Source organism: Flavobacterium johnsoniae UW101, from assembly GCF_000016645.1.
Lineage (GTDB): Bacteria > Bacteroidota > Bacteroidia > Flavobacteriales > Flavobacteriaceae > Flavobacterium > Flavobacterium johnsoniae.
In genome coordinates this window covers 5736631-5756606 of record NC_009441.1, presented here as the reverse complement: position 1 = coordinate 5756606, position 19976 = coordinate 5736631, and the positions used below count along the sequence as shown (strand labels likewise).

The following is a 19976-nucleotide window of genomic DNA, read 5'->3' as shown; positions in this document are numbered from 1 at the left end:
TTTTGAAATGAATTACGATTTTAAAAACTATATATTTTGAATGCATAATTATTTAGAAACAAATTTAAAAATTGAAACTATGAAAAAATTAAGTCTTATTTTTATTATGGCCCTTGCCGCGTTTTCATCTTATGCACAGTCTTCATTTAAAGAAGATGTAGATGTTTTACAAAGTCTTTACGGAAAATCAAAAAGTGATCTCGTAAAACAATATATGAATTTGTCTGATGCACAATCGGCAGCTTTTACAAAGGTTTATGACGATTATGAAGTACAGCGTAAAGCTCTTGGGCAGACTAAATTTCAATTAATTAATGATTATGCAGCTAATTATGAAACGCTTACTGATGCAAAAGCAGATGAATTGGCAAAAGCAACTTTAAAAAATCACATAGATTATGAAAAGTTGTATAGTAAAACATATGGAAAAGCAAAGAAAGCGATTGGAAGTATAAATGCGGCTAAATTTATTCAGTTAGAAGTATATCTTCAAACCATAATTCGATCTGAAATTCTGGAAGCAATTCCGTTTATTGGTGAATTAGATAAATCTAAAATCCAATAAAATCTCTTGTTATATAAAAAAAGGCAGTTATTTTTAAATAACTGCCTTTTTTTATCTGCTTTTCAAAAACTTATTTAGCCGTTTTAACTTTATAAATTTCATCGACCATTCCGTTACGGAAACTGTCCAGAGTAAGTTCCCAGAACATGATTCCTCCCAGTTTTTTCTCTTTTACATATTCAGTTTTTGCTTTGATAGATTTAAGATCATCAGATGTAGCAAAAGTTTTAGTCTGTGCATTGTACCAATATGGAGCTTTTGCTTTATCATCCCAGAAATATTTCCAGCCGTTAGCTTCTGTATAGGTTGTCGCGTAGTTTTTAAAATCAACACCTTGAAAATGTTCTCCAGCCTGATACAATCCGTTATTGATATTTTCTACATTTTTCCATTGTCTGGTATAAAATGCGCCTCCAATTACTAATTTTTCAGCCGGAACGCCTTGTTTTAATAAAAATTCAACAGCTCTGTCTGTAGATTCTTCTTTAGGATTTGTGCTGTATAATGGTGTATGATGACCCGTAACTTTTGAATATCCGTTTACTAAATCATAACTCATAATATTGATACGGTTTACAAATGGAGCAACAGCTTTCCAATCGATAGATTCGTCTAAACATTTTTGAAAACCTCCTGCAGCAAAACTCAATTCGTATTTTTTACCTAAAGTAGAACGTAATATTTTTACCAATTCAGTAAAATTAGGCTTATCAGCAGCTTGGTATAAATGTCCCGGAAGTCCTTCGATTGAAGGATATTCCCAGTCTAAATCTAAACCGTCTACTTTGAAATAATCACTTACTTCTTTTACAGATTTAGCAAATTTCAAACGTCCCTCAGCGGTTGAAAATGCATCTGAACAAGGTTCGCAGCCTCCCCAGCCGCCAAGTGATACAATAATTTTTAATTGTGGATTTTTAGCTTTTAAAGATACTAAGTGTTTAATAGTAAGAGAATCTTTAGCAGAGTCTACACTTAGTTTTCCATCTTTTAAATGACAGAAACTAAAAATAATTTGATTTAATTTACTGACTTCGTATTGGTCAATTAATTGAGAATCGCCTGTGTAATAAGCAATAATGTCGAATTTTTTATTTTTCTGCGCAAAAGTTGTTGTGGATAAGATGCAGCAAAATAAAAGTGCAATTAGGTTAATTTGTTTCATTTTATGTTTTTTGAAGTTTTAGAACGCTAAATTTAAAACATTAGAATTTAAGATTTACTATGCTGCCTGCTTCGAAAAGTTAATTTTAACGAATATTTTGCAAATCGTTGCAAAAATATTGCGTGTAATGCTTTTACGGCTTTTCAAAATTGATAAAAAAAATAAACCCGCACAGTTTCGGACTTGTACGGGTTTAAACAAATTAAAAGCTAAAAACTATTTTGATATTAGAAGCAGTATGAATTTTCTGCAACTAATTTTTCTGCGATTTTTTCTCTTAATGCTACTACGTTTGGCAGGTTAGTGTATTTAGTGAAACGTTTAAGTCCCATTAACATCATACGCTGTTCGTCACCTTCAGAGAAAGAAGCGATTCCTTCTTTTCCTCTTAAGTTTACGATATCTACTGCTTTGTACAAGTATAATTTTGCCATAGCGATTTGCTCTTGTACTTTATCTTCACCTTCTTTTTTAGCTAATTTCTCAGTTCTAAGAATAGTACTTTCAGCCATGTAGATTTCGATTAAGATATCAGCTGCAGCCATCAATAATTGTTGGTGAGAATCTAATTCCGGACCGTATTTTTGAACAGCGCTTCCGGCAACCATTAAGAAAACTTTTTTCAAGTTAGCCACGATTACTTTTTCTTCAGAGAATAATTCAGAGAAATCAGGCGTATCAAAAGATGGAATTCCCATTAATTCTTCCTGAACTTTCATTGCTGGTCCAAGTAAATCAACGTGTCCTTTCATTGCTTTTTTGATCAGCATACCTACAGAAAGCATTCTGTTGATTTCGTTTGTTCCTTCGTAGATACGAGCGATACGAGCATCTCTCCAGGCACTCTCCATTGGAGTATCTTCAGAGAATCCCATTCCACCAAAAACCTGGATACCTTCGTCAGAACAGTTTTGAACGTCCTCAGAAACCGCTACTTTCAAGATAGAACACTCGATAGCGTATTCTTCAACACCTTTCAATTCTGCTTCCTGGTGACTTGTTCCTTCCGCCTCACGAGCAGCGATTCTGTCTTCGATATCTTTTGCAGCACGGTAAGAAGCACTTTCTCCTGCATAAGCATTAGTTGCCATTTCAGCTAATTTAGAACGAATAGCTCCAAAAGATGAAATAGATGTATTGAACTGAATTCTTTCGTTAGCATATTTTACAGCTCCAGAAGTAACTCTTCTTTGAGCATCTAAACAAGCTGCTGCTAATTTAATACGACCAACATTTAAAGCATTCATTGCAATTTTGAAACCGTTTCCTCTTTCAGATAACATATTTTCAACCGGAACTTTTGTTTCGTTGAAGAAAACCTGACGAGTAGATGAAGCACGGATTCCTAATTTATGTTCTTCTTCATTCATAGAAATTCCGTTTGAAGGATCGTTTTCTACGATGAAACCTGTAATATTTTTATCATCTCCAATACGAGCAAAAACGATGAAAACGCTGCAGAAACCTGCATTCGAAATCCACATTTTTTGTCCTGTAATAGAGTAGTACTTTCCATCATCAGATAAAACTGCTTTAGTTTTTCCTGAGTTAGCATCAGATCCTGCGCCTGGCTCAGTTAAGCAATAAGCTCCAAACCATTCTCCAGAAGCCAATTTCGGAACGTATTTTTTCTTTTGTTCTTCAGTACCGTAAAGTGTAATTGGCATAGTTCCAATTCCTGTATGTGCACCAAAAGCAGTAGAGAAAGAACCTGTTGCTCCAGAAATGTAGTCACAAACTAACATTGTAGAAACAAATCCCATTCCTAATCCGCCGTATTCTTCTGGAACTGCAACTCCCAGAAGTCCTAGTTCACCAGCTTTACGCATAGATGATTCTGTATACGCATAATCTTTTTTCTCAAAACGATCTTTGTGCGCCCATAATTCTTTGTCTACGAACTCCTTTACTGAGTCACGCATCATTAACTGCTCTTCTGAGAAATCTTCTGGTGTGAAGATATCTTCGCATTTTGTTTCTTTAACTAAAAACTGACCACCACGAGTCACGTTTTTTTGAATTGTATCTGCCATGATTATGTTTTTTTATATTTTGTTTTTGCTCAATCTTGTCATTGCGAGGAACGAAGCAACCACACTTGCTTTGCGCAATTGTTAGCGAGGTTGCTTCGTTCCTCGCAATGACCAAACTGGACGTATACTTTACTTAATACTACTTATTACAACACTTCGTAAATCCCCGCGCTTCCTTGCCCAGTTCCTACACACATAGAAACGATTCCGTACTTATTGCCTCTACGTTTCATTTCATCAAACAACTGAACAGAAAGTTTAGCTCCAGTACATCCCAGAGGGTGACCTAAAGCAATTGCTCCACCATTTACGTTTACGATTTCTGGGTTTATGTTTAATTCGCGAGTTACTGCTAAAGCTTGTGAAGCAAAAGCCTCATTTAATTCAATTAACTCAATATCGTTCAATGTTAATCCTGCTTGTTTCAACGCTTTCGGAATTGCTTTTACAGGACCGATACCCATAATTCTTGGCTCAACACCAGAAGAAGCAAAGTTTACCAAACGTGCAATTGGTTCAAGGTTTAATTCTTTTACCATTTCTTCGCTCATGATTAAAACGAATGCAGCACCGTCGCTCATTTGAGAAGAGTTACCAGCTGTTACACTTCCGTCAGCAGCAAAAACTGGTTTTAAACCTGCTAAAGCTTCTTTAGAAGTTCCTGCTCTTGGTCCTTCGTCTTTGTTTACAACGTATGATTTTGTTTCTTTTTTACCATTTTCATTGATGAAAGTCTGCTCAACAGTAATTGGAACGATTTGTTTATCGAATTTCCCTTCTGCCTGCGCTTTTAATGCTTTCATGTGAGAGTTGTAAGCAAACTCATCCTGATCTTCTCTAGAGATTTTGTATTGGTTAGCCACCGCCTCAGCAGTTAAACCCATTCCCCAATAGTAATCTTCGTGACCCGCTGCAGCAACTTTATAATCCGGAGTTGGTTTGTAACCTCCCATCGGAATATAACTCATACTTTCTGCACCACCAGCGATGATACAATCTGCCATTCCTGATTGGATTTTAGCAGTTGCCATTCCGATAGTTTCTAATCCAGATGCGCAATAGCGGTTTACTGTAACTCCAGGAACGTCTTCTACTTTTAATCCCATTAAAGAGATTAAACGTCCAACGTTAAGACCTTGTTCCGCCTCCGGCATGGCATTTCCTACCATAACATCATCGATACGTTTTTTATCGAAATTAGGCAGTTCGTCCATCATAAACTGAATGGTTTCTGCAGCTAATTCATCAGGTCTTTTAAATCTAAAAACACCTTTTGGAGCTTTTCCAACTGCTGTTCTATATGCTTTTACTATATATGCTGTTTTCATTTATAAAATGTATTAAGATTGGTGTATTAAGTATTAAGACTGCCAATCGATATAGTTATTATTTTTTTAGAGATCTTTGAAGCGCAAAATTCATGTTGCTGACTTCTACTAATTCATTTATTATAGTTGATATTTTTTCTTCAGCTATTAATTTCAAACGTTTTGAAATCATTAATTGAGTGATTAATTCATAAGTCGAACCATTTGCAATTCCTAAAAAATGAGCAAACTCATTATTGGAATTTCTACCAGAGCCTTCCGCTATATTTGAAGGAATAGATACTGCACATCTTTTTATTTGACTTATTAAGTTGAATTTCTCATCTGAGGGTAATTCTGAACAAACTTTATATACATTTTCAGTTATATCCATAGCTTTCTGCCAGATTTTCAACTTTTCAAATTGATGCATAATTCTTTTTAATCTTAATACTTAATACTCAGATCTTAATACTCAAATACTAATTTCTAAGCGGTTTTCCTTTAGTCAACATGTATTGAATTCTTTCTAAAGTCTTACGTTCTGTACATAAACTCAAGAAAGCTTCACGTTCGATATCTAATAAATATTGTTCAGATACTAAAGTTGCTTCAGATAAATCACCACCAGCCATTACATAAGCCAGTTTGTTAGCGATTTTCTTGTCGTGCTCAGAAATGTATTTTCCAGCCTGCATTTGATCTGTTCCCACTAAGAACATACCTAAAGCTTGTTTTCCTAGAACTTTAATATCGTTTCTTCTGATAGGCTGTGTATAACCGGCTTCTGCTAATAATAAAGCATGTTTCTTAGCTTCTGCAATCTGACGATCTTTGTTTACTACAATAACATCTTTTCCATGTTGAAGAAGTCCAGTATCAAAAGCTTCATAACCAGAAGTCGAAACTTTAGCCATTGCGATTGTTAAGAAATACTCTTGAAGAACATTCAATTCCACATCGTTTTTGCGGAATAAATCAGATGCTCTTAAAGTCATTTCTTTAGATCCACCACCACCAGGGATAACTCCAACACCAAATTCAACTAATCCCATGTAAGTTTCTGCAGCAGCAACCACTTTATCAGCGTGTAAGCTCATTTCGCAACCACCACCAAAAGTCATTCCGTGAGGTGCCACTACAACTGGAATAGAAGAGTAACGAACACGCATCATGGTATCTTGGAACAATTTAATTGCCATGTTTAATTCGTCGTATTCCTGCTCAACTGCCATCATGAAAATCATTCCGATATTAGCTCCAACTGAGAAATTAGCTGCTTGGTTTCCAATAACTAAGCCTTGATATTCTTTTTCAGATAAGTCGATTGCTTTATTGATAGCAGTAAGTACATCGCCACCAATTGTATTCATTTTAGATTGGAATTCTAAGTTCAAGATTCCGTCTCCTAAATCCTGAATGATTGCACCACTGTTGCTCCAAACTTTTTTGCTTTCGCGAATGTTGTTTAGGATAATAAATGAATCTTGTCCAGGAACTTTTACTTGAGATTTTGTTGGAATGTTATAGAAATAAGTTGCTCCTTCTTTTACAGTATAGAAACTATCGCTTCCAGAAGCCAGCATTTCAGTAACCCATGCAGCAGGCTCTAAACCTTCAGCTTTCATGATTTCAATTCCTTTGGCAACACCAATTGCATCCCAGATTTCGAATGGACCATTTTCCCATCCAAAACCAGCTTTCATGGCATCGTCAATTTTGTATAATTCGTCTGAGATTTCTGGAACTCTGTTTGACACATAAGCAAACATTCCGGCGAAACTCTTACGATAGAATTCTCCCGCTTTGTCTGTTCCTTTCACTAAAACTTTAAAACGATTGATAGGTTTATCGATAGTTTTTGTTAGTTCAAGAGTAGCAAAATTTGCTTTTTTCGCAGCGCGGTATTCTAATGTATTTAAGTCTAAAGAAAGAATATCTTTATCTACTTTTTTATAAAAACCTTGTCCAGTTTTGCTCCCTAACCAATTATTTTCCATCATTTTGTTGATGAAATCAGGAAGTTTGAACAATTCGTGTTGTTCGTCGTTCGGGCAGTTTTCGTAAATACCATTGGCAACGTGTACCAAAGTATCTAAACCAACAACGTCAACTGTACGGAAAGTAGCCGATTTTGGACGGCCAATTACTGGTCCAGTCAATTTATCAACTTCTTCAATCGTTAATCCCATTTCTTTAACTAAATGGAATAAACTTTGGATTCCGTAAATCCCAATTCTGTTTCCAATAAACGCAGGAGTATCTTTAGCAACAACCGAAGTTTTTCCTAAGAATTTAGATCCGTATTCGTTTAAGAAATCCAATACTTCAGTTGAAGTTTTTGGACCAGGAATAATTTCAAATAATTTTAAGTAACGCGCAGGGTTAAAAAAGTGGGTTCCGCAGAAGTGCTGTTGGAAATCTTCGCTTCTTCCTTCACTCATAAAATGAATTGGAATACCAGAAGTGTTTGAAGTAACCAAAGTTCCGGGTTTACGGAATTTCTCGATTTGTTCAAAAACTAATTTCTTAATGTCTAAACGCTCTACAACAACCTCGATAATCCAGTCAACATTGGCAATTTTTGCCATATCATCTGTTGTATTTCCAGTCGTGATTCTATTTGCGAATTTCTGACTGTAAATAGGAGATGGTTTTGATTTTAATGAATTCGCCAAATGTTCGTTTACCACACGGTTACGAACGGCTTTACTTTCAAGTGTTAACCCTTTTTTAGCTTCAGCTTCGGTCAATTCACGCGGTACAATGTCAAGAAGTAAAACTTCGACACCAATGTTAGCAAAATGACAAGCTATACCTGAACCCATAATTCCGGATCCAATTACAGCAACTTTTTTAATTGTGCGTTTCATATTGTTATTATTTGTTTGTAGGAGGAAAAGAATATTATTCTTTTTCTGTGTTTTCTATTTGATTAAAAATGTTTTTATCGTGAATCAGTTCATTGATGATTTCAGAAACTTCGATAAAATGATTCAGTTTTTCTTCTGAAACATGTTTTCTAACGGTTTCATTAAACTTTAGAACTGTATTTTTAGATAAATCTCTTTTTTCTTTCCCAAAATCGGTCAGGTAGATTAAAACACCTCGGCCGTCGCTTGGGTTTTTTTTGCGAACAATTAAACCTTTTTCTTCCATAGATTTAAGTGTTCTTGTTAAGCTGGTTGCTTCCATGCCCATTCTAGGACCCAAAGCGGTTGATGGAGTTCCTTCTTCCTTATCCATACTTAAAAGAGCAAATCCTGTCGCCATTGTTGCGTCGTATTTAGCAGCTTCTTCATTATACATTCTTGAAACAGCCTGCCATGTAGCTCTCAAAATATAATCTATCGTTTTGTCTTTCATAGGTAACTATATCGATTTCAAATATAATTAAAAAATACTATGCATGCATATAATTTTTTAATAATTTTTTGGTTAGTTATAAAATATCCCTGATTTAGAGGGTTTTGGTGGTTTATTTTAAGTGTAATATACTATTCTTTTTTTAGATTTTAACATTTTTAATGCGGTAAAAATCTTTTTTTAATTTTTAAAAAGCATATAATTCTATATTCCGTAAAAAATTATGCATTTATTTCAGTTGGTTTTTCAGAATCGTAGCGTGAAATCGCATCCTGGAGAATCTTTTTCATACGATTTCTCAGACCTTCTGGCTTTAAAATCTCCAAACAGCTTCCAAAACCTAATAAAAGCCTTTCCATCTCGTAATTTGGGATTACATATATGTGTATAATGACACTTCCGTCTTTGTTTTGTTTAATTAACCGCTGAGAAGTATGCAGAGGTTTTGTAAGTACATAAGGCGCATTTGAAGCATCGACCCATAACTCAATTCGTCTTGCATTCAATCCTGAATTCACCGTAACACCAATTACATCTTTATAAAAATTATCAGCATCAAAATCTTCTTCTAAATAAGGATGATTAAAATCGTAATCAATAGAAATGATTCTGTCCAATGCTAAATTGGTAATCGGCTGTGAGGCTTTCTTCTTTCCAATTAAAAACCAGCGGTTATTGAATTCCTTCAATATGAAAGGATGAAAGTGGAATTTGCTTTCTTCAGCAGATTTAAAAGATTTATACGTAATAATGAGAACCATTTTTTTGATAATTGCCTGATAGATTTCGTCCAGATAATGGAGTCCTTTTAGTTTATCATTTTTATCCAGATAAATAACGGGTTTAGTATGCGATTTTTCGGCGTAGATTTTATCTTCCAATCGCTGTAGAATATCTGATACATCATTAAATAAAGAGAAATCTTTAAACTGTTTCAGCATAGAAACCGTTTCTGTCAAAACATTCATATCGGTTTCCGTCAGCGGAATATCGGTTATCGAAAAATCTTCGTCTTCATATTTATAATACTTTTTATCGTAAACTACGATTGGCGCATTATAACCCAGTTTTTCACTTCGCATCAGCTGAATATCCATCTGAATGGTTCGCTTACTTATTGGGTTTTGTCTTCCTTCATATTCAAATAAAGCTTCAGAGCATTCTTCGATTAAATCTTCGAGAGACCATTGCCTGTATTTATTCTGGAGGCATTTATCGATTGTTTTGTATCGTATTAAGGCGTTTTTGTTTTGTGACATTATGTTTTTGTTTGCTGCAAAGTCACTAAAGCACTAAGTTTTTTGTTTCACGCTGATCTGGCAGATTTAAGCAGATTTTTGAAATCATTTTAATCCTTAATCTGTGGCTGTAAATAAAAACTTTACTATTTGATGTCTTTGCGTGATTTACATATGATTACTATTCATTTTTCATTAAAAATATTTCATTTAATCTTAATACGCAATAGTGTTGCGTACTAAAATTTAACATATTGATTTTAAATCGGTTTTTTAATATTTTTTTATGTTAAAAAATCATATACTTTTACGCACAAATTTGATTCGACATATATGGGGAAACTTTACTTACTGCCTTTAAGCTTTATTTTTTTAATAACCACTTCAGTGTTTGCTCTTCATGCAGATGATAATTCAAACCTGTTTTTTAATAGTTATAATTTAACTGTTCCCCCTTCTGTAGATTTTAATTTTACAAATAATAACAGCTGTTCCGGTACACCGGTAACATTCAACGCAATAGTGAGCGGTGCAGCTCCTTTTGTTTACAGCTGGGATTTTGGTGATGGAACTACATCGACAGTTAATAATCCGAATCATACTTTTACAGCACTTGGCTGCGGATTCCAAAATTTTACCGTAAGACTTACTGTTACAGATGCAAATGGTGAGATAAATACTGTTGTAAAAACTGTTTCAGTTGCACAAAAGCCTGATTTAAAGTTTGTAGATTTAAATGCGGCTGGATCTGCGAAACCTTTTGAGCGATGCGGTGATAATAACTCGAATCCTAAGTATACAATTAATGTAGGAAATAGTTCGGCTTCGGTTTCCTGTATTACTTCTTATAATGTCAATTGGGGGGATGGTACTTCAGAAACAAACGTTACGTTTCCCAGAACCCATGAATATCAAAAATTAGGGGCGTTTAATATGACGATTACTGCCTTAGGAACAAATTCCTGCAGTAATTCGATCACTTATGTTGTAAAAAATTCTAATAATCCAATAGGTGCTCTTATTGCGCCGGGTAATACTACCAATTTATGTACACCGGTTCCTCCAATGGATTTTGCAATAGGATCATGGGGACTGAATCCGTCTGATACCAATTATCAGGTAAATTATGGAGATGGTACGTTCCAAAATTATACGCAGCAACAATTAGAAAGTTCACCTTATTACAATAGTGCAAATCCTGGTGCGTCGCAAAACTTTCCTATTCCGCATACTTTTACACGATTTAATTGTCCGTCTGGAAATACAGTAACTTTAACGATAACAACATCTTGCGGGAGCACTTATTTAACAGCTGGTCCTATTATTATTTTAGATGTACCAACCGTAAGTTTTAATGTAAACAGTATAATATGTGCTAATACTTACGCTTATTTTAGCAATACCACAATGGCTGGTTATACTAATGGCTGCAGTACATACAATGTTTACACGTGGGATTTTGGAGACGGAACTCCGGTATCGAGAGAAGTAAATCCTGCACACGTATATACAAGACCAGGAACTTATACAATTACATTAAGGGCACAAACGCCTTGTGGAATAGGCAATACGGCAACAAGACAAATATGTGTTGAACCAATTTTGGAACCCAATTTTACTTTTGGTAATGCTTGTGCAGCCAGTAATTTACAAATTACAAATACTACAGATACAAGTTTAAGCTGTGGTGTAGAAAGCTATTATTGGGAAGTAATTAATTATGTTGAAGGATTTTGCGGTAAAGAGTCAGTTCCGGGGGCAGGAAGAGGACAGTGGAATTTTGCTAATGGTACTTATTCTTATTCAAAAGAGCCAGTATTTAATTTTGTAATGCCGGGAACTTATTATGTTAGATTAACTACAAGAAACTCCTGCGGAATAGACCGTTCGATTGTAAAAACTATTCAGGTGAAAAAACCGCCGGTAATTACATTAGAAAAGATATCTGATTTTTGTAATTCGGCAACAATTAAACCAGTCGGAAAGGTAGAAGAAACTTGTGCTCCGGCCAGCGAAATTACCTATTTATGGAGTTTTCCCGGAGGAACGCCTTCATCGTCAACTTTACTTGATCCGGGGTCAATTAATTATACAGTCAGTGGAAATTATCAGGCAACTTTTAGTGTAACGAACAGCTGTGGTACTACCACAAAAACACAAAATTTTTCTGTTAATACAGTTTTATCTCCTGTTATAACACCAAAATCTGTACAGATATGCAGCGGAGCATCTTTTCAGGTTACACCATTTACAAACGGAACAGATAATGTTCCGGCAGGAACGACCTATGTATGGTCTGCTCCTGTAGTTTCTCCTCCTGTAGCTGTAAGCGGTGCCTTTGCACAATCATCTCCAAGAACAAATATTAGTCAGACACTTACCAATAATACAAATGCACCGGCAACAGTTACGTATACTGTATCGCCAATATCTACGGTTTGTCCGGGACCAGATTTTACAATTACAGTAACGGTCGACCCATTAATTAAAGTTACTGAAACAATAAAAACAGGTACTTGTTTTGGCTCAAATGACGGAAGTATAACTATTGCTGTTGCTGGTGGAATTCCTTTTGCAACAGGAAATCCATATAATTTTTCCTGGACAGGTCCTAACGGATTTGCAAGTTCAGATCAAAATATTTCAAACTTAAAACCGGGATATTATAATTTAAGAGTTATTGATAACGGAAGATGTCCTTTCAATCAAAGTTATTATGTCAGCGAACCAGGTAAATTTCAGGTTGTTGGAGAATCTAAAAATGACATTACCTGTTTTGGTTTAAATGACGGAAGAATTAATGTGTCAGTATCTGGAGGAACTCTGCCTTACACTTATGTATGGACTAAAAACGGAGCGCCTTATACTGCTAATACCGGAAATCCGGCCAATTTAGGACCTGGTGATTATAATGTTACCATTACAGAAGTAAATTCCTGTGATGTCCTGAATAGAAGTTTTACGATAATTGAACCTCCGTTGTTAAAAGTTAGTTATGTAAGCCAGGTAGATATATTGTGTTATGGATATTCAACCGGCGAAATTAATGTAACAACTACGGGAGGAAGAGCAACAGAAATTTCTCCGGGAATATTTAATTACCGATACAACTGGACTGGACCAAATGGATATAGAAGCACAGTTCAAAATCCGAGAAATTTAGCTGCCGGAACTTATAATTTAACCGTTACTGATAATTCTGGCTGTGTTTCTAATTTACAGGTTGTGCTGCTTCAAAATGACGAAATAAAGTTAGATTATACAAAAACCGAAATAGCGTGTTATAATTATGCCGATGCTTCGATTACTATAAATAACATTACAGGTGGTGTTCCTTTTGCAACGGGAGAGCCATATATTATTAAATGGAGTAATTTAGGTTCAGGACGTGTACAGAATAACTTATCGGCTGGGACTTATGTAATAACGATTACAGATGCTTTAGGCTGTCCAAAAGTGTTTACAATAGTTATAGACAATGCGCCGGTATTTACGATAAAACCAGATGTAAGGCAGATTTCTTGTTTTGGTCAGAAAGATGCACACATACGTTTAAATCTCGTAGGAGGCAAAGCTCCTGTGCGACTTGTTTGGGATGATGATGCGACTGCTGGAATTGAAAGAAATAATATAGGGCCAGGAAAGTATTCTGTAACTATTACCGATGCAAAAAATTGTGAAATAAAAGAAACTTTTACAATTGTAGAACCATTATTGCTGGAAATAAAAGGAGAAGTTTCTAATACTTTAGATTGTACAAGATCCGATACCGGAGCAGTCAATCTAATTGTAACAGGAGGTACACAGCCCTATACTTACAGCTGGTCGAATGGTGCCAGGACAGAAGACCTAGTAAATCTTGTTCCGGGAAAATACACCGTAGTTGTAACAGATGCTAACGGCTGTAAACAATCTGATACCTGGACAATTATGAGATTTGATCAGCTTACACCTTCAATCGAAGTAATAACCGATCATAATTGTGAAACCAAATATGTAAAACAAACCTTTGTAGGTCATGTAAAAGGAGGGATTCCGCCTTATACCTTAAACTGGTCAGACGGAATAGTTTCTGGAGCTAATAATGAAATTATGAATACCGAAAATAATGGTTTGGTCATATTTAGCGTAACAGACAGTTTTGGCTGTAAAGCCGAAGTAGCATACAATGTCAACACACCTGTTTTGGGTACTGCTAATTTCTCAACCGGATCTTATGGAAAAGATATGTATGATTTATACTCTATTTACGATCCAATAACGTTTACCAATTTAGCTACAGGAGATTTTACATTGATTTCATGGGATTTTGGAGACGGTAATTTTTCAAATGAAGAAAATCCAAAACATATTTATACTAAAGTAGGAACCTATACTATTAAGCAAACTGTCACTTATCCTTTTGGCTGTCAATATTCTTATTCAGCAACCATTAAAGTTGAGAAAGGTTACAGTCTCATAATGCCAAATGCTTTTACTCCTAATAATGATGGATATAATGATACGTTTGCTCCGGTATTTTTAGGATTATCAGATATAACACTGGATGTTTTTGATACATGGGGCGGTGTAATTTATACAGAGAAAGGAACCAATATTAGAGGCTGGAATGGTAAAGTAAAAGATATTGATGCCGAAAATGGAAATTACTATTACAAAATAATCTTAAAAACCTTTTACAACCATACTATAGTCGAAAAAGGAGCCTTTACACTAATTAAATAAGCAGCCAGAATTACCAATGAAATTAAAACTATTTACCATAATAATTGCATGTTGCTTATTTACAAAGGCAAGAGCTCAGGATCCTATTTTTACACAATATTTTTTAATACCCGAAACCTTAAATCCCGGATTTACAGGTTTTATGGAAACTACCTATGCAGGTATAATTCACCGTGAACAATGGCCGGAATTAGACCTTAGAATCGACACCGATTATGCTTTTGTAAATACATGGAGTGACAGCATGAACAGCGGTTTAGGAATCAGCTTTTTAAACCAAAGGGAAAATGTAACCAATTATAATTTCTCTCAATTAAACGCAAATTATGCTTACAAAGTAAGGCTGAATGATTATTGGGAATTTAGACCCGGAATAGAAGCCGGATTTGGATTAAAATCATTTGCGTTCCAGAATTTACTGCTCGAAGATCAGATTAACATACGAACAGGAGTTATTAATACCAGTTCAATGGATCCTATGCTGCTCAACAGAAAAGCCACATTTTTTGATGTCTCTGCCGGAATGGTTTTCAATACAGACAAAGCCTGGATAGGTCTGTCAATGAAACATCTTAACAGACCCAATATTGCATTTAGCTCTGAAGGAAACGTGCCTTTAAACACCTTTTTTTCGCTGAGTGCCGGCTACGAATTTTTGATAATAGATTATATAGACGTATTGCTGCTTCCGTATGAAACAAAGTTTTTTCTAACTTCAAATTATATGCAGCAAGGCCGATACAACAGACTTGACTTAGGAGCTTCTATATTATTCGAAAAGATATTTTTTGGAGCTACAGCGGTTACAAATCCAGCAAAAAATGGTGCCAACGGCGATTTAATGACCTCAGTAAATTTATTGACAGGATTGCAGTACGAACATTTAAGACTAGGTTTTTCTTATGATTTTAATACAACCAAAATTGGAAAAACAGGAGGTATTTATGAGCTTTCTTTAACCTATCAGTTTGATCTCCGCAGAAAATGTTTTGGCTGTCCTAATTACTCAGGAAATTAGCTTCAGCAAACCTTTGCATAATATGGGCGTGTCCCTACGGGTCGGGCTTTCGGCTTTATTCCCGATTTAGAAAAACTACGGCTAAAAAGCCTTGTTTTTCTAAATCGGGAGATACCGCCTCAATCCCTCACGCATTTACGGTAATAATTAAATTTCGTCTCATAACATTGTTTCGATAACAAACCCGACAGGTTTTCAAAACCTGTCGGGTTTAACAACGTATGCATATTATCTACGTTAATAATAAAATCTCCTTTTCAATATTTGCTCTCGCTTTTTCCTCATATAAACCTCTGAATTCCTCAGTCTGAAAAATAAATTCATTCTCCAGAAAATGCGTCAAGGCTTTGGCGCGCCCGGGTTTGTAGAGAAAATCAGGATAAATGCGGTATTCTTTTCTAATTTGCTCAAAATAGATTTTATAATCTTCCCAATCTTTAGCAAGGATTTTCAAATCAAAATCGATTAACCAATTAATATCTTCAATTACATTTTGCTGATGCTGCTGTGTTGCACAAATCGCATCAAAAACTAATTGACGATCAAATTCCGCAAACCCGACAGGTTTTTGAAACCTGTCGGGTTTATCATCTGTAAAAATAGATACAGCATATTCGGCACTTTTGAGTTCGTTATCTTTCTTTGAAGCGGAATACACATAATCATGATAAAAGATAGAAAATAATACTTCATTCGGATTTTGAAGTTTATCACGATACGTTTCAAAACTGGCAGTCATTTCTTTTAAATGCGTGAGATTATGATAATGTCTTGATTTTTTAGAATATGCCTTTTCTAAGTCAATCCAGTTTTTCTGTATTTCATTTGCTGAAAAGCCAATATTCGAAAGTAATTCAGAATAAATTTTCTCTAAATTCATGTTGTATTTTATTTAATCTATTAAAACCTCCAACGAAGCACAATATTATAACTAATCACATTTGAATGTAGTAAAAAGCTTCGGAGGAGTTAAATATTTATAGCAAAATATTTATTGCCAATTATTCAACGTATTACCAAGCTCCGGAGGAGTTAGATATTTATAGCAAAATATTTATTGCCAATTATTCAACGTATTACCAAGCTCCGGAGGAGTTAGATATTTATAGCAAAATATTTATTGCCAATTATTCAACGTATTACCAAGCTCCGGAGGAGTTAGATATTTATAGCAAAATATTTATTGCCAATTATTCAACGTATTACCAAGCTCCGGAGGAGTTAGATATTTATAGCAAAATATTTATAGCCGATTTATATCCAACGGTTAAAAAGCTCCAGCGGAGCGACACCTTCAATTTTTATATTCATTAATAATATATCACCCCGCTGGGGCTTTTGAAATGAATGCTGAAATGGCTATAAATATATCGTCCCTCTGGGACTTATGTTTTTTGTAATTTGAAAATAGCTATAAATATGCCAACCCTCTGGGGCTTTTAAAATGAATCCTAAAATTGCTATAAATATATCGTCCCTCTGGGACTCGTGTTTTTTTGTAATTTAAAAATATCTATAAATATACCTTCGTTCTGGGACTTACGTGCTTTTTTTAAATTAATTTTCACTCAAATTTAAAATTCTTTTTTACTGCGCAAAATAATTGCGTAGTGGTTTTGAAATCTTTGTTCAAGAAATAAAACAAATAGTATTTCTAAAAAATGAAAACAAAAATTTCACTACGCAAAATAACTGCGTACTAGTTTTGAAATCTTTGTTCAGAAATAAAAACAAACGTTCATAGAAATAAAAAAAGAATAAAACAGGTCAAGTTTGAGTTACTTCGAAAACACTTTCCAATGTACACACTTACACCATTACCTTTTTATTCAATTATATACGAAGCAGTAGCTCAGCGGATAGAGCAGGTAGTTTTGAAATTATCAATCAAAGGTCAATCAAAATTTACTTCTTACGCTTTTAACGTCCAGGTCGTGGGTTCGAATCCCACCTGCTTCACAATTAATGGTCAATTAAAACTTACTTCTTAGGTTCGACTCCTAACTTCCGAAAGGAAGTTGCTGGTTATTAAGTTTTAAAATTATCATTAATAAAAAAACGAGGGTCAAGATTAACTTACTTCTTTCGGGGTAGCCCGCTCCATTTTAGCTTAGTTAATTCATTACACTCCAATTTCAGGTCAAGTGTTTCTTACTTCAAAATCTTTTAGGTAGAACTCAGAAGCACAATTATCTAAATTTTAAAAATTAAAAAAATGAAAACAAAAGAATTATTAAAAATCAGTTTACGTCAAAATGCTATTTTCATTCCATCAGAAATGATTACGAATGATATTAAAAATTTATCAGGAACAACTTCAGTTTTTTTAGCCAATGTTTCTAAACTTGGATTTACATTTTCTGAATCTTTGCTTCACGCTTTAAACAACGTGAGCCCAACTTATAAAATCGAGGTTTTAGAAGTTTTGAGAGAAGTTTTAGGAACAGATAAAAACTGGACGCCATTGGTAAAAGAATGGAACGTTCCAACCAATGAATCTGTTATAGATCATATTATCACGTATTTCGGAAACGTTTTTAAAACTAAAAACGGAACAACTTTACAATGCGGCCATATTATCCCAGATAATACTTTTCCGTTAGAAAGATACAATGGTTGTCCGTTCTGCGGAACTCCGTTTGAATTTGGAAAACTGGAAAACATCGGACAAGGAAGCAAAATGAAAGTGCTTGAATTGTGGACAGAAAAAGATTTAAATGATTTCTATATATCGTTATTGCAATCTAAAACCGCTTTAGACGCTACTCAGGTAGATAGTTTAAAAATGGCAATGCAATATTTGCCTTTGCCAAAAACAGAAGTGGCAATGAAGGAAACTTTAATGCTCGTAATCGATCTTTTGATCGAAAATGGTAAAGAAGACGAAGCGTCTCAGTTTTTGAAAACGCCAACAGATATCTTACGATACTTGTGGTATAAAAACACAGGAATGCTTCAAATTATTGAGCCAAAAACGATTATCAAAAGAACATCAAAAAATGCGCAGCATTTCCATAATGTTTTAGATACAAGCGTTCAGGCCAGAATTGCATCTCAAAAAGATTTGAAACTAAAATATTCCCGAAAAGAATGTTTAATGGTCGCAAATTGGTTGAACAACATGAATATGGAAGTGGAGGCGATGTGCGAAACCATGCACCCAAAAAGAGGAATGTGGGTTCGTTTTATCCGCGCGCTTCGTTTGGCAGAATACAGCAAAAGAAAAGGGTTTGAGAAATTGAACTTTTTAATGGATGTTTTCTACAACCAAGTGTATGATGTTTGGCAAAGCAAAGTAGATTCGTCAAGATTGAAATTTGATGCCGATAAAACATTTGGATTATTAAAACAACGTCCGGGATTATTTGCACGTTCGTTATTTTCGAACATGCTATGGTTTGGAGCAGAGGAAACTGTTGCTCATTTTGAAGAAATCATCGATAAAGTTCCGGCTCGGTTGGTGTTTACTTTAAACATGTATGCTCAAAATTACTTTGATAAAAACATGCAGAGAAGTGTGAAACCTTTGGGTGGAACAAACAAAAGAATTGAAGCAAACGCTTTATTGAAGTTGTACGAAGATTTTCAGTTGGAAGCAATGAAAAATCAAATCGAAGAATTGTGTCTTTTGGCCATGAAAAAGCGATTTGCGAAAATTGCTAATACCAATAAAACAATCTATATCGATCCGCAATTGTTTAACATTCCGGTTTCTATAGGAGATCGAAGCGATACAGTTCAGGATTTACCAGTTGCTTTAATGGGAACACGTTTCCCAGTTGAAGGAAACGAAGTGCGATTGTTTATGCAGTGGGGTAAAGATTTGCCAGCGCAGCATTTAGATATGGATTTGAGCTGTCAGATTGCATACGAAGATCGCTTAGATATGTGCTCTTTCAGCCGATTGACGACTACAGGTTGTCAGCATAGCGGTGATATCAGAAGTATTCCGAATAAAATTGGAACTGCCGAATATATCAATATCAACATCGACGAATTGGCAAAAGCCAAAGCAAAATTTGTAACTTTTACTTGCAACGCGTACAGCAACGGAAGTATTACGCCAAATTTAGTCGTAGGTTGGATGAACAGCAAATATCCGATGAAAATTTCGGAGAAAACAGGTGTAGCATACGATCCGTCGTGTGTAGATCATCAGGTTCGTGTAACGCAGAATATTGCCAAAGGTTTGGTTTTTGGAGTGTTGGATGTAGCCAAAAGAGAAATCGTTTGGTTAGAGATGACTTTCGGAGGTCAGGTAGTTGGTGGATTGGATTTCAAAGGCGTTCAGGCATTGTTGGCAAAACTAAACAGCAAATTGAATATTGGTAGTTTGTTACAGCTAAAAGCGGAAGCTCAAGGTTTAACAATCACCGAAAATGAAATTGCCGATGAGGTTTACACAGCGCAATGGGCAATGAACCCAGCGGTTGTTACACAATTATTGGTTGATTAAGTTGCAAAGGTTCATAGTAACAAAGTGACAAAGGTTTTGTAGAGGCGCACAGCTGTGCCTCTCCGTAAAGATTGGTAAATTTAATCTCGCAAAGGCGCAAAGG

At 35.1% G+C, this 19976-nt stretch carries 12 protein-coding genes and 1 tRNA gene; 5 read left to right on the top strand and 8 right to left on the bottom strand.

The annotated features are described in order from the left end of the window. Positions 1 to 79 precede the first annotated feature (79 nt). The gene (locus FJOH_RS24570) at positions 80 to 565 is read left to right on the top strand and encodes a hypothetical protein (RefSeq protein WP_044048586.1); all 486 of its coding nucleotides are present in this window, start codon (positions 80 to 82) and stop codon (positions 563 to 565) included. Between the two features lie 70 nt (positions 566 to 635). On the opposite strand, the gene FJOH_RS24565 is transcribed toward FJOH_RS24570, so the two are convergent. The 7 genes from FJOH_RS24565 to FJOH_RS24535 all read right to left on the bottom strand — a co-directional run bounded on the left by FJOH_RS24565 (position 636) and on the right by FJOH_RS24535 (position 9695). Continuing rightward, positions 636 to 1730: a glycoside hydrolase family 18 protein gene (locus FJOH_RS24565; protein WP_012026722.1), complete on the bottom strand. Its 1095-nt coding sequence runs from the start codon at positions 1728 to 1730 to the stop codon at positions 636 to 638. A gap of 227 nt (positions 1731 to 1957) precedes the next feature. Then, a complete protein-coding gene (locus tag FJOH_RS24560) occupies positions 1958 to 3763 on the bottom strand; it encodes an acyl-CoA dehydrogenase family protein (RefSeq protein WP_012026721.1) in 1806 nt (601 codons plus the stop codon). 146 nt (positions 3764 to 3909) lie between these two features. Further along, on the bottom strand, positions 3910 to 5091 hold the full coding sequence (locus tag FJOH_RS24555; protein WP_012026720.1) for a thiolase family protein: 1182 nt from the start codon (positions 5089 to 5091) through the stop codon (positions 3910 to 3912). Between the two features lie 58 nt (positions 5092 to 5149). Continuing rightward, entirely contained in the window at positions 5150 to 5503 is a 354-nt protein-coding gene (locus FJOH_RS24550; RefSeq protein ID WP_012026719.1) for a four helix bundle protein, read from the bottom strand. Between the two features lie 49 nt (positions 5504 to 5552). After that, a complete protein-coding gene (locus tag FJOH_RS24545) occupies positions 5553 to 7943 on the bottom strand; it encodes a 3-hydroxyacyl-CoA dehydrogenase/enoyl-CoA hydratase family protein (protein WP_012026718.1) in 2391 nt (796 codons plus the stop codon). Positions 7944 to 7977: 34 nt separating this feature from the next. Continuing rightward, positions 7978 to 8436 carry a MarR family winged helix-turn-helix transcriptional regulator gene (locus FJOH_RS24540; RefSeq protein ID WP_012026717.1) on the bottom strand — a complete coding sequence of 153 codons (459 nt, stop codon included), beginning with the start codon at positions 8434 to 8436 and terminating at the stop codon, positions 7978 to 7980. A 221-nt stretch (positions 8437 to 8657) separates the two neighbouring features. Continuing rightward, a complete protein-coding gene (locus FJOH_RS24535) occupies positions 8658 to 9695 on the bottom strand; it encodes a helix-turn-helix transcriptional regulator (protein ID WP_012026716.1) in 1038 nt (345 codons plus the stop codon). Between the two features lie 312 nt (positions 9696 to 10007). Here FJOH_RS24535 and FJOH_RS24530 point away from each other — a divergent pair, with 312 nt between their 5' ends. Continuing rightward, positions 10008 to 14399: a PKD domain-containing protein gene (locus FJOH_RS24530; RefSeq protein WP_012026715.1), complete on the top strand. Its 4392-nt coding sequence runs from the start codon at positions 10008 to 10010 to the stop codon at positions 14397 to 14399. Between the two features lie 16 nt (positions 14400 to 14415). Further along, positions 14416 to 15417, top strand: coding sequence for a PorP/SprF family type IX secretion system membrane protein (locus FJOH_RS24525; protein ID WP_012026714.1), 1002 nt, complete (start codon positions 14416 to 14418; stop codon positions 15415 to 15417). Between the two features lie 232 nt (positions 15418 to 15649). Here the strand turns inward: FJOH_RS24525 and FJOH_RS24520 are convergent, their stop codons facing one another. Then, positions 15650 to 16297 (bottom strand): HD domain-containing protein, encoded by a 648-nt coding sequence (locus FJOH_RS24520; protein ID WP_012026713.1) that lies wholly within the window; start codon positions 16295 to 16297, stop codon positions 15650 to 15652. A 961-nt stretch (positions 16298 to 17258) separates the two neighbouring features. On the opposite strand from FJOH_RS24520, the gene FJOH_RS26890 reads away from it, so the two are divergent. Together FJOH_RS26890 and FJOH_RS24515 are read left to right on the top strand one after the other, a co-directional pair. Next, positions 17259 to 17376, top strand: a tRNA-OTHER gene (locus tag FJOH_RS26890). Between the two features lie 256 nt (positions 17377 to 17632). Beyond that, on the top strand, positions 17633 to 19873 hold the full coding sequence (locus FJOH_RS24515; protein WP_012026712.1) for a hypothetical protein: 2241 nt from the start codon (positions 17633 to 17635) through the stop codon (positions 19871 to 19873). The last annotated feature ends 103 nt before the right edge of the window (positions 19874 to 19976 follow it).

Excerpts from the sequence above, each read along its gene's own strand:
- FJOH_RS24570 (WP_044048586.1), top strand. The coding sequence starts at position 80 with ATGAAAAAATTAAGTCTTATTTTTATTATGGCCCTTGCCGCGTTTTCA.
- FJOH_RS24565 (WP_012026722.1), bottom strand. The coding sequence starts at position 1,730 with ATGAAACAAATTAACCTAATTGCACTTTTATTTTGCTGCATCTTATCC.
- FJOH_RS24560 (WP_012026721.1), bottom strand. The coding sequence starts at position 3,763 with ATGGCAGATACAATTCAAAAAAACGTGACTCGTGGTGGTCAGTTTTTA.
- FJOH_RS24555 (WP_012026720.1), bottom strand. The coding sequence starts at position 5,091 with ATGAAAACAGCATATATAGTAAAAGCATATAGAACAGCAGTTGGAAAA.
- FJOH_RS24550 (WP_012026719.1), bottom strand. The coding sequence starts at position 5,503 with ATGCATCAATTTGAAAAGTTGAAAATCTGGCAGAAAGCTATGGATATA.
- FJOH_RS24545 (WP_012026718.1), bottom strand. The coding sequence starts at position 7,943 with ATGAAACGCACAATTAAAAAAGTTGCTGTAATTGGATCCGGAATTATG.
- FJOH_RS24540 (WP_012026717.1), bottom strand. The coding sequence starts at position 8,436 with ATGAAAGACAAAACGATAGATTATATTTTGAGAGCTACATGGCAGGCT.
- FJOH_RS24535 (WP_012026716.1), bottom strand. The coding sequence starts at position 9,695 with ATGTCACAAAACAAAAACGCCTTAATACGATACAAAACAATCGATAAA.
- FJOH_RS24530 (WP_012026715.1), top strand. The coding sequence starts at position 10,008 with ATGGGGAAACTTTACTTACTGCCTTTAAGCTTTATTTTTTTAATAACC.
- FJOH_RS24525 (WP_012026714.1), top strand. The coding sequence starts at position 14,416 with ATGAAATTAAAACTATTTACCATAATAATTGCATGTTGCTTATTTACA.
- FJOH_RS24520 (WP_012026713.1), bottom strand. The coding sequence starts at position 16,297 with ATGAATTTAGAGAAAATTTATTCTGAATTACTTTCGAATATTGGCTTT.
- FJOH_RS24515 (WP_012026712.1), top strand. The coding sequence starts at position 17,633 with ATGAAAACAAAAGAATTATTAAAAATCAGTTTACGTCAAAATGCTATT.